Source organism: Bacteroides sp. D1 (genome assembly GCF_000157095.2).
GTDB classification, from domain to species: domain Bacteria; phylum Bacteroidota; class Bacteroidia; order Bacteroidales; family Bacteroidaceae; genus Bacteroides; species Bacteroides xylanisolvens.
The window spans coordinates 54,413-68,843 of sequence record NZ_JH114346.1 but is presented as its reverse complement, the minus strand read 5'-3'; the positions used below and the strand labels follow the sequence as shown (position 1 = coordinate 68,843).

14 protein-coding genes are annotated in these 14,431 nt (G+C 41.4%); 1 reads left to right on the top strand and 13 read right to left on the bottom strand.

Annotation, left to right across the window (positions count from 1 at the left end; translation table 11 throughout):
- The coding region (locus tag BSAG_RS24525; RefSeq protein ID WP_008997328.1) for a transposase at nucleotides 1-190 on the top strand (190 nt) is incomplete at its 5' end.
- Between the two features lie 375 nt (nucleotides 191-565).
- On the opposite strand, the gene BSAG_RS06290 is transcribed toward BSAG_RS24525, so the two are convergent.
- The 13 genes from BSAG_RS06290 to trpB all read right to left on the bottom strand — a co-directional run bounded on the left by BSAG_RS06290 (nucleotide 566) and on the right by trpB (nucleotide 14,402).
- On the bottom strand, nucleotides 566-1,213 hold the full coding sequence (locus BSAG_RS06290; protein ID WP_004316628.1) for an acyltransferase: 648 nt from the start codon (nucleotides 1,211-1,213) through the stop codon (nucleotides 566-568).
- On the bottom strand, nucleotides 1,165-2,112 hold the full coding sequence (locus BSAG_RS06295) for a glycosyltransferase family 2 protein (RefSeq protein ID WP_004316626.1): 948 nt from the start codon (nucleotides 2,110-2,112) through the stop codon (nucleotides 1,165-1,167). Before BSAG_RS06295 ends, BSAG_RS06290 begins: the two co-directional genes overlap by 49 nt.
- 11 nt (nucleotides 2,113-2,123) lie before the next feature.
- Entirely contained in the window at nucleotides 2,124-3,281 is a 1,158-nt protein-coding gene (locus BSAG_RS06300) for a sugar transferase (RefSeq protein ID WP_008016368.1), read from the bottom strand.
- A gap of 17 nt (nucleotides 3,282-3,298) precedes the next feature.
- Entirely contained in the window at nucleotides 3,299-3,664 is a 366-nt protein-coding gene (locus BSAG_RS06305) for a PleD family two-component system response regulator (RefSeq protein WP_004300114.1), read from the bottom strand.
- A gap of 234 nt (nucleotides 3,665-3,898) precedes the next feature.
- Nucleotides 3,899-6,283 (bottom strand): LruC domain-containing protein, encoded by a 2,385-nt coding sequence (locus BSAG_RS06310; protein ID WP_004316617.1) that lies wholly within the window; start codon nucleotides 6,281-6,283, stop codon nucleotides 3,899-3,901.
- A 241-nt stretch (nucleotides 6,284-6,524) separates the two neighbouring features.
- Entirely contained in the window at nucleotides 6,525-7,565 is a 1,041-nt protein-coding gene (locus BSAG_RS06315) for an asparaginase (protein WP_004316615.1), read from the bottom strand.
- A 221-nt stretch (nucleotides 7,566-7,786) separates the two neighbouring features.
- Complete coding sequence (gene trpA / locus BSAG_RS06320) at nucleotides 7,787-8,557, bottom strand: tryptophan synthase subunit alpha (protein WP_004316614.1); 771 nt, start codon at nucleotides 8,555-8,557, stop codon at nucleotides 7,787-7,789.
- Nucleotides 8,558-8,569: 12 nt separating this feature from the next.
- A complete protein-coding gene (locus tag BSAG_RS06325; RefSeq protein WP_004316613.1) occupies nucleotides 8,570-9,199 on the bottom strand; it encodes a phosphoribosylanthranilate isomerase in 630 nt (209 codons plus the stop codon).
- Nucleotides 9,200-9,225: 26 nt separating this feature from the next.
- A complete protein-coding gene (gene trpC / locus BSAG_RS06330) occupies nucleotides 9,226-10,008 on the bottom strand; it encodes an indole-3-glycerol phosphate synthase TrpC (RefSeq protein ID WP_004316611.1) in 783 nt (260 codons plus the stop codon).
- Nucleotides 10,009-10,059: 51 nt separating this feature from the next.
- Nucleotides 10,060-11,055 carry an anthranilate phosphoribosyltransferase gene (trpD, locus tag BSAG_RS06335; RefSeq protein WP_004316609.1) on the bottom strand — a complete coding sequence of 332 codons (996 nt, stop codon included), beginning with the start codon at nucleotides 11,053-11,055 and terminating at the stop codon, nucleotides 10,060-10,062.
- Between the two features lie 4 nt (nucleotides 11,056-11,059).
- Nucleotides 11,060-11,626 (bottom strand): anthranilate synthase component II, encoded by a 567-nt coding sequence (locus tag BSAG_RS06340; RefSeq protein ID WP_008770619.1) that lies wholly within the window; start codon nucleotides 11,624-11,626, stop codon nucleotides 11,060-11,062.
- Nucleotides 11,627-11,759: 133 nt separating this feature from the next.
- Entirely contained in the window at nucleotides 11,760-13,166 is a 1,407-nt protein-coding gene (locus tag BSAG_RS06345) for an anthranilate synthase component I family protein (RefSeq protein ID WP_008770620.1), read from the bottom strand.
- 48 nt (nucleotides 13,167-13,214) lie between these two features.
- Nucleotides 13,215-14,402 carry a tryptophan synthase subunit beta gene (gene trpB, locus BSAG_RS06350; protein ID WP_004315716.1) on the bottom strand — a complete coding sequence of 396 codons (1,188 nt, stop codon included), beginning with the start codon at nucleotides 14,400-14,402 and terminating at the stop codon, nucleotides 13,215-13,217.
- Between the last annotated feature and the right edge of the window lie 29 nt (nucleotides 14,403-14,431).

Below are 14,431 nucleotides of genomic sequence, written 5' to 3'. Positions count from 1 at the left end.
CGATACATTCACAACAGTAGCAAACTCTATTGAGAATCATTATGAAAGGATTCTGAACTTCTTTGTGAACAGGAGTACAAATGCAGCAGCGGAAGCATTTAATGCTAAAATCAAAGCATTTAGGGCATCATTTAGAGGAGTAGTGGATATGAGCTTCTTCCTTTTTAGGCTAGCAAAGGTATATGCATGAAGGGAATTGACTAAATTTAATCCCCCAAGAATTACAACTGAGCCGTCCATGCAAGCGAAAAAATAGTGACGGTATATGACAACGATACCGTTGCTATCCCGGACATATACCGTCACTATCCTTGCCGGATAGCGTCACTATTTTGTAGACGAAAACTTATCGATGAATAGGGTTGCTTGATCTTGCAGGTTAGGAGGGTAATAAAAAACAAAATCCCGACGAAATCGCTTCGGCAGGATTCTATTTCATTTTTTACTTAAATGTGGCTACGTAATAAAATTATGACTAATTAATTCAATTCTGATACTGCAAAGATAGTTCGTTTCAGTATGAGTCACAATCACCTTTATGAGGTATATTATGTAGTAGTTCTCACTATTTATGGTTAGTGGCAGGCGTTTTCTCTACTTTCTTCCACTCTTTAGTCTCGAAATCGTATGCTTTTATGATTCTTGCAGGGCATCCGGCGCATATTGAATAAGGTGGAACGGAATGACTGACTACGCTTCCGGCAGCCACTACGCAATGTCTTCCTAAGGTTACTCCCGGTAGAATGACCGAATTGGCGCCTACCCATACATCATCCTCAATGACAACAGGCAGTGTGCTGACTCCTTGTTCATCAATCATCTTTTCCGCATCCTGGTAATTGTGGTTGAGTCCTGTGACTGTTACATTCTGTGCCAGATTGACGTGGTTGCCGATATGAACCGGACCTATGATTGTATTTCTTAATCCGATGCGTGTATAATCTCCGATTGTTAAGTCGCCAACTGCATTGTTCAGACAGGAGAAATCTTCGACAACAGAATATTTTCCCAAGAAGAACCGGTTGAAAGGAGGGAGGTCTTTGCGGACACTCCGGTAGATGACAGAACCCTTTCCACGTTTCAGGTATATGAAATCGAAGAGCCGTATCCACCAGTTGGGGCGAGTTTTAACGGGATGCATGATGAAACGATGCACAGCCTGTTTCAAGCCGGGGTTTTCTTTAATTCGTTGTTTAAGTGTTTTTTTCTCCATATTGAATGTTTTTTCTTCTTTTTGTCTTCTACCAGATAATCAGGGATTGCCAGGCTGTAAGTGATTAATAGACCGAAGAGTGCGATCCACCATCCGAATGATAAGGTCCAATTGTATACGGTTATCAACGAAGCCCAAACGCTTACGAAGATACATAATTTAAGTGGAGAAGGTGTCAATTGTTGTACGATCCGGTTGCAGAAACTCCAGTTTCCCTCAAATATGGAAGAGAGTAAGTAAGAAGTCGTTTTCCGGATACGTTTCCGATAAGGGCAGACCGGAGCGGATTGGCAGTAAACAATTACGTCCGGTAGGTAGTCAATGTATATATTCTGTCGGAATAACTTTCGCTCAATATTGGTTTTGGAACTTTTCATGTTCTTTTGCAGCCATTTCAGATCGATTACCATGTTGGTTCCAAGCAAATAGGATGATAGTCCGAATTGTGTATTACCGGCTCTGCAAAGGCTGTTTTTTATTTCTTCACGTATGGCACAGAAGTGATTACGGAAACCTTTGTGGTTTTCTATCACCGTATGTAGCTGGACGGCTTGTATACCAGCATCATAGGCATTGTATATCTTGTCTAAGAATTGCGGAGATAAAGCGGATGCTGTATGGGATAGAAAGAGAACCAGATCGTAGTGCTCTGGGTCTAAACTGTGGATTGTCTGATGCAGATCGCTGTATGTGATAAACTCATATGATTCTTCTTTATATATATATGGAAGAAGGCTTCCTTCTGGAACGAGAATGGCGCAACGATATGCTTTTTGAGCTTTAGGGTAAGTGATATGTTTGCAATGTGAAGCTACGGCCATCACAAAGAGGTATAGCAGCAAAAGCCCTGTACAGAAGAATATCAGGTCATCTATTATGTAGATATAAGAGTCTATCATCTGGAAGGAGATTATACGTTCTCTTTTTGAATGAATGCAGTAACTGTTTTCAGAATAATCTTTATATCCAACCAGAAAGAGAATGTCTTTGCATAGGTAATATCCAACTGCTTACGTTCTTCGGCAGAAAGTTTACCGGCTTCACCTCTTTTCTCTACCTGCCATAAACCGGTCAATCCGGCCGGACCCATGAAACGGTCGATGTGCTCATCGCTTGTCAGCAATTCGGCTTCATAGAGTGGGAGAGGACGGTTGCCTACTATTGACATATCCCCCTTTAAAATATTAATAAGCTGAGGTAATTCGTCAATACTATATTTACGGATAATGCGTCCTATCTTTGTTATTCGCGGGTCATTTTCCAATTTAACGAAAGCATTGCTTTTTTCTTTGGACTTCTTGTTGATGTAGTCTTCTTCGGAGATTACGAAATCGTCCGATATCAGGAGGATTTCTTCTTCGTCGGCTTCTTCATTAATATCCGGTTCCAGTTCTTCCCCCCAGATATCCTCATCTTCCTGTTGATACTGGTTAAGAGCATTGAAATCCTTTAAATGCTTGTCGGCATCAGTGTACATCGAACGGAATTTAAGGAAGTCGAATATCTGATAGTTACTTCCTACTCGCTTGGATTTGTAGATAATGGGGCCCTTGCTTTCTAACCGGATAGCTAATGCAGTAAATATTAGGAGAGGAGAAAGGCATAATATCGCCATTCCCGAAAAGAATATATCAAAAGTTCGTTTCCATAAAGGCAACCGGAAAGCATTAATATTTTGTGTTTTAAGCTGAAGTGCCTTTATTTTCTGATCTTTTCTTCGTTTAAGGAAAGTCGATAAGTCCTTTAAAGCCTCTTGGCTCGTTTCATATTTGATTGTATTGTTAATGCCGGCTTTAAGATATTCGGATGCTTCTTCCTTAGACAAGGAATCGATGACGAGTATCATATAAAGTCCCGGATATTTTTTGCGCATGTATTGGATATCTGCAATATCTTGGGATAAGTTCACCTGTTCGAAAAATAGGGCTGCGTCATATTTTTCGCGTACTTTCTCCAATACTTTGACAGCTTTGCTACAATTGGACGCAGCATAGAATACCCCAATACTTAGTCGGGAGAGTAGTTCTATTGTTTTGCTATCTCTGCCTATATAAACAAAATATTGCATGTGTAGAAGACCCGGTATTAGTCAATAATCTTTTTGATTCGGATTTTGAGTTCCAATGGGTTGAATGGTTTCAGGATATAGTCTTCTGCTCCTTCTTCCAGTAGTCTGATTCTTTCCGTTGTACTTTCTTCGCTGGATAACATAACGATAGGAATTGACTTGAATAATTCATTGTTCTTCATGTATCTTAAAAATTCATCACCCATCATAAGAGGCATACGAATGTCTGAAATAATGAGGTCAGGTACATTGCCTTCATTAAGCCATTCTATTGCTTTGATGGGATCTTCCAAATAGGTAAAATCATACTCTTTTCCTAGATACACACCGGCCACTTTTCCGATTGTCGATTTATCGTCGACTAGTAATATTTTTTTCTTCATACGAATAGACCTTTCTATCGCTTGCTTTGTTATTTGATTTATTGATTGAGATTGTTGTCACATTATATTTGTGATACACTGCAAATATAGATATTATTTTAGAATAATCTCCATTCTGGAGAGTAAAATTCGTGATATATGTTTTTTTTCTATTAATTGCGACTAACAGTATCTTGATGAAAAAACACGGATTTCAACTTTCATGAAATCCGTGTTGATGATTGACTGTTTGGCTTATTTATAGACTCTTGATGAATCAAAAGTTTTCCACCATTCTTCATTCTTAGTACCGCCACTTGTTACCCAACTTTCGAACAGCGAGTAAGCAGATTTGATATTCACATATTCCAAAGGCCATTTGAAGTCTGTCGGAACCATGATTCCCCATGCCAGGTTATCTTTACTGATGTAATATCTTTTGCGGGAAGTAGAGCTATCGTCGTTGTTGCCTCCGAACAAGTCGGTATTTGCTAACTTAGTGGGTTGGTAACCGACGATATGGATCTCTTTACGCTGGTTTCTGTTTCCTTCTACGAAGATGAACACATTCAGTTTGTTGATATTAAGCTCATCCACAGAAATTGGGTTGCTGAACTTGATAGTGAAACTGATATTTTTAGGATTCGTATTGGCAGAATGATCTTTAATGGTATTAATCTGTTCGTAACGGTCTCTTCCCAATGCGTTGTGAGCATCGTCAAATAATGGGATAACAGCATAGTCCTGGCCGTTCTCAATCTTATTACTATTCACATTAAAGTTTTTAGCAAGAGAGTTATCACTGAACACCACCGGTTGTGTGATAGCACTGGCAGGAACACCGTCCAGCATGATAGCAGCTCCGATGCTCTTCGTAGCTCCGGCAGCCGATAAATCAAGACTTAGCGTGAACTCTTCTGCCTTATTATCCTTGTTGATGGAAATCTTTCTTTCTTTGATAATCAAAACAAGGTCGTTCATATCGTAATCTCCATATAAAGGCCACTGGTCTTCAAATAGATAAGCGTAATTACGAGTGTCATCCATGATGATCGGGAATTTAGGATCTTCTGGCTCTTCTCCTTCATTTCCATTATTCTTAGTACCCGTGCAGACTTCTATCACGACTTTGGATTCTCCCATTTTAGTGAAGTATGCGCCATTTTGTACATGGAAGTTGTTCCAATGTGGGCTTTTTTCAACATGATTATCACATTCAATAACTAAATTTCCGTCATACGTAAAACCTTGTCCGGTTATAACCGGAGATTTTATCATAGAAGTATTTTCGCCTTTTCCGTAAAATTTAGCATGAGCTGTATTCATGTAAATACTTGTAGTTGCATCCAGCATAGAACCATTGCTCAAGTTGACTGTCCCATTAACAAACTCCATCGTAGGAGCTTTTAAATATCCTTGGGTAAAGTTGAATGTTGCTCCGTTTGCATAGAAAGAAGTTGTGGCTTCCAGGCTGCAAGCATTGTTGAATGTTGTATTGGTGAGGCTGATAGTTGTAAATCTCATGATGTTGTTATTGGTAGCAACAGCATTAGAATTTGCAATTAATTCCTTACCATAAATCTCTCCGTTATTTTCTAGTGAGAAATTAGATGGCAGATTTAATGTACCTTCAAGCTCAATTTTATTATCATTCACAATTTTTGTGTTAGAATTGATTGAGATGTCTCTGCTTGTTATGGTTCCTTTGTTGTAGAGCGTTGCACCGGAATGTAGAATCATGGTATTTGTTACCGCCAGTGTCCCCCAGTTTCTTAATGCAGCAGGCGCTCCATTGGTGAATGATACATCGTCTGCGTTTACTTCTCCTTTTTCCATGATAGTCAGCATGGAGTTTCTGATGAACGTCATGGTTCCTGATGCATTAATTTTTGCATTGTTCATCACAATGATTTCAATTCCGTTCTGGAATTGGAAAGTTGCAGGAATAGTCCATTGGGCATCTACATAAACTCTGGTTGCAATATCACCGTCATATCCGTCAAATTTGAATATACCATTATAGTCAGAGGTGATTTTGTAATTAGCATTACGCAGTAAAGTCGTTCCTGTCATTTCTGTAACTTCTTTAGCGTCAGATGGTATGGAAGAATAATCCGGCTTTTCAAATGCGAGACTTCTTGTAGCGACACCACGACTCATTAATGCTCTATTCTGTGCTGCAGATTCTGCATAATAGAGCTTACAGGTAATATTATCGCTGTTTTCCGGCACATCGAACTGATATACCTGTTCACGTCCTCTTGGGTCGGTTTGTTTCACGTAAATACCCTTTTGAGTGGGGAGCAGGCTGACAGCAGCTGTAAATTTAAAGTTGTTTTCTTTGTTAGCTGTCCTTGTAGCGAGTACGGAAGCATTTTCGTTAGTCAAAGGATCTTCTGCATATATTTCAATTAAATAAGCAAATTGCCCTCCTTCTTCATCTTTCACTTCGACTGAAACATTTTTTGTGGTTATCATGTTCCAATCGATATCATCGGGAGCAGCAAAGCCGTCTCCCATCGGGTTAGGTGTTTCATAAGACGGATCATAGAGATCCTTTCCGGAGTCCACACAACTAAACATAGTACCTGCTATTGCTATTGCAATAATGGGCACAAATTGAACTGTTTTCTTCATCATAATGTATTATTGCTTGATTGTTTGTAACCAAATCCATCACAAAAATAACTGCATATCTTTTATTGGAAATGTTTTTTCTGTTATTTTATAGGGTGAAAACAACTATACTTCCGTTTTGGTTCTTCTTTGGCTCGTTTAGGTTTGATGAAGTCTCGGTGATGATGAAGAGAAATCCCTTGATTTTCACTTTTATAAGACTGCTTAAAATGAAAATCAAAGGATTATATTAAGTGTATTTAATTTAAGACTTAGTAATTTCTCCTATTAAGCAGGAGTTCATTTTATATCGGATATCCTTGTTGGGTAATCCATGTCCCAATAAAAACATGAGCTTTGTTATGGCACATTCGGGAGTGCTGTCATATCCGCTGATTACACCTGCTTCCAAAAGGTGCATTCCTGTTTCATAACGTCCCATCTCTACTGCTCCGGAGGCACACTGTGTGATGTTGACAATGATAATTCCGCGATCGGTAGCTTCCTTTAGTTGGCGGATGAACCATTTCTTTTGCGGGGCATTTCCTGAACCGAAGGTTTTCATGACAACTGCCTTCAATCCGGGAACATGAAGCAGAGAAGTTACGATACTCTCCTGAATACCAGGGAAGAGGGTCAAAATAACTACATTAGTGTCAAATAGATAATGTGGCTTTAATGGTTTTGTCGGGTCCGGTTTCCGGATGAGATTAGGTTCATATTTGATGTGGATGCCTACCCGTGCCAAGGGTGGATAATTGAAAGAGCGAAAAGCGTTAAAATTCTCCGCATTAATTTTGGTAGTACGGTTGCCACGCATCAAATGATTTTCAAAGAAAATACATACTTCAGGAACAATGGCCGTACCATCCGTGTTTTTGGCAGCTGCGATCTCAATGGCTGTGATGAGATTTTCTTTTCCGTCTGTGCGCAAAGTTCCGATTGGTAACTGGGAACCGGTGAGAATGACGGGCTTGCTTAGGTTTTCGAGCATAAAGCTTAATGCAGAGGCTGTGTAAGCCATCGTATCTGTTCCGTGAAGGATGACAAAACCATCAAAATAATCATAATTGTAATTGATAATCTTTACTAGCTTTGCCCAGTAAGCAGGTTCCATATCCGAAGAGTCGAGAGGGGGATCAAATTGGTAGGAAGAGATGCGGTAGTTGAATCTTTTTAGTTCGGGTACATGCTTAAGCAAATGATCGAAGTTGAAGTTTTCTAAAGCACCTGTTTCCGGATTCTCTATCATTCCGATAGTTCCACCCGTGTAAATTAACAAAACGGAAGGGGTTTCTGCTCTCATAATTGTTGAATTACTGTTAAAACGCTGGCAAAGATAGGAAAAAATAGTGATTTATGATTTATGAATTATGATTTATGAGTTTTCGAATGATTTTGTAGATTTATCATTCATGTGAACCTCCCTCACATCCCTCACACTTGATTAATTTATTAGAATTACCAATGCCCTGGATTCAACTGCTGATTCGCATAAATCATAATTCATAAATTATAAATCATAAATCATTTCACCGCTTCTTTTAATTTAAGGATGGCTTTTTCCGGGTCTTTTTCTTCTTCGAGCAGAGTAACGAACTTACTGCCGATGATAGCTCCGGAAGCGTGTTCGCAAGCTGCCTGGAACGTCGCTTTATTGGAGATGCCAAATCCTATCATCAACGGATTGTTCAGATGCATATCTTTTATTTTCTTGAAGTATGCCTGTTTTTGTTCGTTGAAATTCTGTTGTGCTCCGGTAGTTGCTGCTGATGAAACCATGTAAATGAATCCGTCGGTATGTGTATCTATTTCGCGTACCCGTTCTTCGCTGGTCTCCGGTGTGATGAGCATAATCACTTTGATGTTGTAGCGCTCTGCAATGATACGATAATGTTCTTGATAATCACGGAAAGGGAGATCGGGGATGATAACACCATCAATACCGCATTCCACGCATTTACGGCAGAAGTTTTCAAATCCGAATTGCATGATTGGATTTAAGTACCCCATGAATACAAGTGGTATTTTTACGTCCTTGCGAATATCCCGCAATTGTTCAAAAAGAAGTTTTAAAGACATGCCGTTGCGCAATGCTTGGGTAGCGGCATTCTGGATAACAATGCCGTCTGCCATCGGATCACTGAAAGGAATACCGATTTCAATCATGCTTACTCCATGTTTTTCGAGTGTGCGGATTACATTGGCAGTACCATCTAAAGTGGGGGTGCCGGCACAAAAATAAATAGAAAGTATGTCTTTCTTGTTGCTATTGAAAAGTTGATTAATTCTATTCATGACGTTGGAATTTTAAAGTGATGATTTTAATTCGTTTAAAAATGTCCGGATACGCTCCGGATCTTTTTCTCCCGGTTTGGTTTCAAAACGGCTGTTGAGATCATATCCGGCAAGCCGGGGATGCTTGAATTCTTTCAGGGCATTGGCACTGTATGAGTTGATACCTCCGCTCAAAAGGAAAGGTACATCTCCGTTATATGTGTGTAATATGCTCCAATCAAATTGATTTCCCGAACCACCATATTGCTCGCATTTGGTATCGAACAGAAAAAGATCACAGACTTTTTCGTAGTCATACACCTTTTTCAAGTCTTTGGGGCGGTCTACGGAAAAGGCCTTGATGATTTTCAATCCGGTAGAATGTAAGGACCGGCAGTATTCCGGCGATTCATTTCCGTGGAGTTGCACATCATTCAGTTCGAAACGATCAGCATACATGCTGACCACTTGCTTATCTTCATTGACAAAGACGCCGACACGCCGGGCATGAGTGGGCAGGTAAGCCGGAAGCTCGTAGACACATCGGGGAGATTTAGGATAAAAGATGAATCCCAGCATATCTATGCCTTCGATAGCCTCTACGTCCTGTATGTTTTCAGCTTCTCGCATACCGCATACTTTGATAATTTTTCCGTTAATCATAGGGCTGTCCGTTTTGAATAATTAGTTTATTGAATGGCTTGCAGGAAATTCTGTAAAGTTTCTCCCGGTCGCTGTGTTTTCATAAATGTTTCGCCGATCAGGAATCCCCGGAATCCGGCTGCCCGGAGGCGTTTAACTATTTCCGGATCGGAGATGCCGCTTTCAGATACCAGTACCGAATCTTGAGGAAGTTGTCCGGCCAGGCGGAAAGAGTTTTCTACATCGGTGAAGAAAGTACCCAGATTACGGTTGTTGATACCTACCATATCTATTCCTTTGTTGATGTACGCCAGTTCTTCGGAACTATGAATCTCTAGTAGGACCTCCATACCTAATTCATGAGCTTTCTCTGCCAGTTCATTGCACTTTTCCGGTTCCAGTGCGGCTGCGATAAGAAGTACGGCATCTGCACCGACAATTTTAGCTTGGTAAAGCTGGTATTCGTCAATGATGAAGTCCTTTCTAAGGATGGGAATTTCCACCAAAGGGCGTGCGGCGCGGATATCTTTCAGGCTTCCTCCGAAAAACTTCTCATCAGTAAGGATGGAAAGGGCGGAGGCACCTGCCGCTGCATAGGAGGGAACGATCTCTTCCGGACGCGCTTCTTCTTGTATCCATCCTTTGGAAGGAGAGCGCCGCTTGAACTCGGCGATAATACCTGATGCGGAAGAGGCTAATGCCTGCTTCATAGAGCGGGGAGTCGGAGATTCGCTGATACCTTCCTGTAATTGTTCGATAGAAATAGCCTGCTTTTGCAGGTCAACTTCAAATCGTTTGTTTGCTATAATCTCGGATAATATATCTTTCATCAGTTCGTTTGTTTTTATATTTATAATCAGACTTGCTAATCGTAAATCAAATTAACTATTCAATTCGATGAATTTTTTTAGTGTTGCTAATGCACGTCCGCTTTCCAATGATTCTTTGGCAAGAGCAATACATTCTTCAATTGTCTTTTCCGGACGAATCACATGGATAGCGAAAGCGGAGTTGACTATCACTACATTTTTTTGAGCTTCCGTAGCTGTATTATTCATGATATGATCGAAAATCTTAGCTGCATCTTCCGGTGTTTGTCCGCCATCCAGATCAATATCCTTATAACGGGAGAAGCCGAGGCTTTCGGGAGTGTAAATCTTTTCATGATCGCTGGTTGCCACTTTAAACTCATTGGTCAGAGAAATCTCATCATATCCGTCAAGGCTATGAACAACGGCAAATTTCGTCTTGCTTTCCTGATAAGTATAGGTGTAAAGGCGAAGTAACGGTAGATTGTAAACTCCTAACAATTGGTAAGCAGGTAATACCGGATTTACCAATGGACCTAGCATATTGAAGAAAGTGCGCACTGCCAATCCTTTACGAACCGGAGCTACTGCTTTTAATGCCGGATTGAATAAAGGGGCATGTAGATAAGCAAGATTGCATTTTTCCATGCTGCGACGCAGTTGGTCTACATCACTGGTGAATTTTACACCGTGTTGCTCCATTACATTACTGGCACCACTGACCGACGTTGCTCCATAGTTACCATGTTTCACAACCGGGAAGCCGGCTCCGGCAACTGTGAAGCAGGAAGCTGTAGAAATATTGAATGTATTTTTTCCGTCACCTCCGGTTCCTACGATATCAATCGGAGCGAAATCACTCAAATCGACCGGAATACGCATTTCCAACAGTGCGTCACGGAAACCGCATAATTCCTCTACGGAAATATTACGCATCAGAAAGACGGTGATGAGTGAGGCCACTTGCACATCGTTATATTTCCCTTGCGCGATGTTCTGTAGAATGGTGCGTGCTTCATCGCGTCCCAAATATTGATGTTCGAAAAGTTTGTATAGAATCTGTTTCATAAGTTTAATCGTTTAAGAAGTTTTTGATAATTTCTTTTCCTTGCGGAGTTAATACTGATTCGGGATGGAACTGAATACCATGTACATTATACGTTTTATGGCGGATTGCCATGATTTGTCCCTCCTGGCTTTCTGCTGTTATTTCCAGACAGTCCGGAAAGCCTTCCCGGCTGACTACCCAGGAATGATATCTTCCAACAGGGATTTCTTTTCCTAATCCTTCAAAAAGCAGGTCCTGACGAATGATACTTACCGGAGTTTGTACGCCATGATATACTTCTTTGAGATTTTCCAGACGTGCTCCGAAGGCTTCGCCGATAGCCTGATGACCCAGGCAAACCCCTAGAATGCTTTTGGTCGGAGCGTATCTCTTAATAATAGGTAGTAACAAGCCGGCTTCTTCGGGTATGCCCGGTCCGGGAGACAGGATGATTTTATCAAAACGATCTACTTCATCAAGCTCTATCTGGTCGTTGCGGACTACTTCTATATCTGTAGCCCCTAATTCTTTCACTACATGCAGCAGGTTATAAGTGAAAGAGTCGTAGTTATCTAAAAGTAATATTTTCATTTTTATTGTCATTGTAAAATGGTTGTTCAAATACTATCTCTGCTTTTCTGCCTAAAGAAATAGAAGCGTTTAGGCAACGGGAATCTTTTTTCAGGCAACAGCAATTATTTTTTAGGCTGACTATTTGGGACGGTTAATTTTTTAATTTGACAGCTAAATCAATTGCTTTTTTCAGTGCTCCCAGTTTATTGTTCACCTCTTGCAGTTCGTATTCATCTTGGCTGCGTGCTACGATACCTCCTCCGGCCTGGAACCAGAGTTCGTTGTTGCGGCTTACAAAAGTACGGATGGTGATTGCTTGGTTTAATTCGCCATTCAATCCGATAAAGCCGATGCAGCCACCGTAGGCTCCACGATTATGTGGCTCGATTTCACTGATTAACTGCATAGCGCGTACTTTGGGGGCACCGCTTAACGTACCGGCCGGGAACGTGTCAATAAACGTTTTTATTTTGTCTGCGCCTTCATTCAGCATACCGCTGACACGGCTTACCAAGTGAATAACATGGCTATAATATTGTGGTTCCTTATAGAATACCACCCGTACGTCATGACAATTACGTGAAAGGTCGTTTCTTGCAAGATCAACCAGCATGACATGCTCTGCATTTTCTTTAGGGTCGGCCAGTAAAGCCTCTGTCAATTCGCGGTCTTTTACTGTGTCTCCCGTGCGACGGGTGGTTCCTGCAATCGGATCAATGTAGGCGCGACCGTTTTCGATTTTGCAATGTGTTTCCGGCGAAGAACCAAAGATACGATATCCTCCGAAGTCGAAATAGAAAAGATAAGGAGAAGGATTGATGCTGCGGAGTGCGCGATAAACTTTGAAATCATCTCCGGCGTATGGTTGGATAAATCTTCTGGAAAGCACGATTTGGAAAACATCTCCGCGCATACAGTGTGCGATTCCTTTGCGCACATTTGCTTTGTGCTCTTCGTCGGTGATGGGGCTGGTTACGGGGCCTGTTACAGAGAAATTGTAGGAAGCATAATTCCGGTTTTCGATGGCTGCTTCCAGTTCCGGCAAACCGCTTTCTTCTCCTTCGGACAACATTTCAACTAATGTCAGCTCATTTTTGAAATGATTGAAAACAATGACATACTTATATAATATGTATAGTAAATCCGGAGCATCGTTTTGCTCATCATGACTTTCTTTCACCGGGATGTGCTCGAAGTACTTCACGGCATTAAACGTCGTATATCCGTAAAGTCCGCACACATTCTTATTATCTCCGGTCACCTGGAACTGGTTGATAAACCGGTTCATAGCCTTTTCTACATTGAATGTTTTTGTCAGCGGTTCTTCCGTACGGCTATTATCGGGATAGTTGGCAGTGACAATGCCACCGTTTACACCGATGCTTGCCAAGGGACAAAGGGCTATAAATGACAGGGAATTTTCTCCGGCATGATAATCGGAACTTTCCATTAATGCGGATTGAGGATACATGTCGCGCACTTTCAGATAAATGCTGACGGGAGTATGCATATCTCCGAGCACTTGTTTGTTATGGGTAGTATAATTAAATGTTTTCATTTCTATAATTGCTTGATTATTGATTGCGAATGATGGTTGACTAATTATTTATAGCTGTTCGTTAAACGACAAATAGGTTTCAATATCTTTGTCTCCTCGTCCCGAAACAGTCAATACAACGATATCTTCCGGCTTGAACTTCAATTTTTTCAAAGCTCCTAATGCATGGGCGGATTCCAATGCAGGGATAATACCTTCGAGTTTGGTTAGTTCGTAGGCAGCTTCTATCGCTTCGTCGTCGTTGATTGCCAATACGTTGGCACGGCTTTGGGCGGCAAGGTTAGCGTGTATCGGACCAATGCCCGGATAATCCAGTCCGGCGGAAATGGAGTATGGTTCCTCTATCTGTCCGTCCTCGTTTTGGATGACATAGGTACGTGCTCCGTGGATAATTCCCATTTTGCCGAGTTGGATGGTAGCGGCGGTCATTCCGGTTTCTATTCCTTTACCTCCCGCTTCCGCCAGGATAATGCCTACCCGTTCGTCGTTGATATAATGATAAATCGTTCCGGCAGCATTACTTCCTCCTCCCACGCAGGCTATCAGATAATCCGGATAATCGCGTCCTTCTTTTTCTTGCAGTTGCTTTTTGATTTCTTCGCTGATAACAGATTGCAGACGTGCTACCATGTCAGGGTAGGGATGAGGACCTACGGTAGATCCGATGATATAATAAGTGTCGGCAGGATGACAGCACCAGTCGCGGATCGCTTCGTTGGTTGCATCTTTCAGAGTCATGTTGCCGGAAGTAACGGGGATAACGGTGGCTCCCAACATTTTCATTTTCTCTACATTGATGTGCTGGCGTTCTACGTCCGTCTTTCCCATATAAACGATACATTCCATATCCATCAATGCACAGACGGTAGCTGTTGCTACTCCATGTTGTCCGGCTCCGGTTTCGGCGATGATACGCTTCTTTCCCATGCGGCGTGCCAGTAAGATTTGTCCGATGGTGTTGTTGATTTTGTGAGCACCTGTATGATTCAGGTCTTCCCGCTTCAGATACAACTTGCAACCGTACTTTTCAGAAAGGCGTTTGGCCGGATAGAGTGGGGAGGGACGTCCTACGTAGTCACGTAGCAACTGGTCGAACTCCTTCTTAAAATCTTCGCTTTCAATCACTTCGAGGTACTTATTCGTTAGTTCCTCAACACATTTGTGGAGGATTTCTGGTACGTAAGCACCGCCGAATTCTCCGTAATAGCCATCCTGGTCAACTAAAAAACTTTTCATAATCCTATATCTATTTTTATGTTATTATT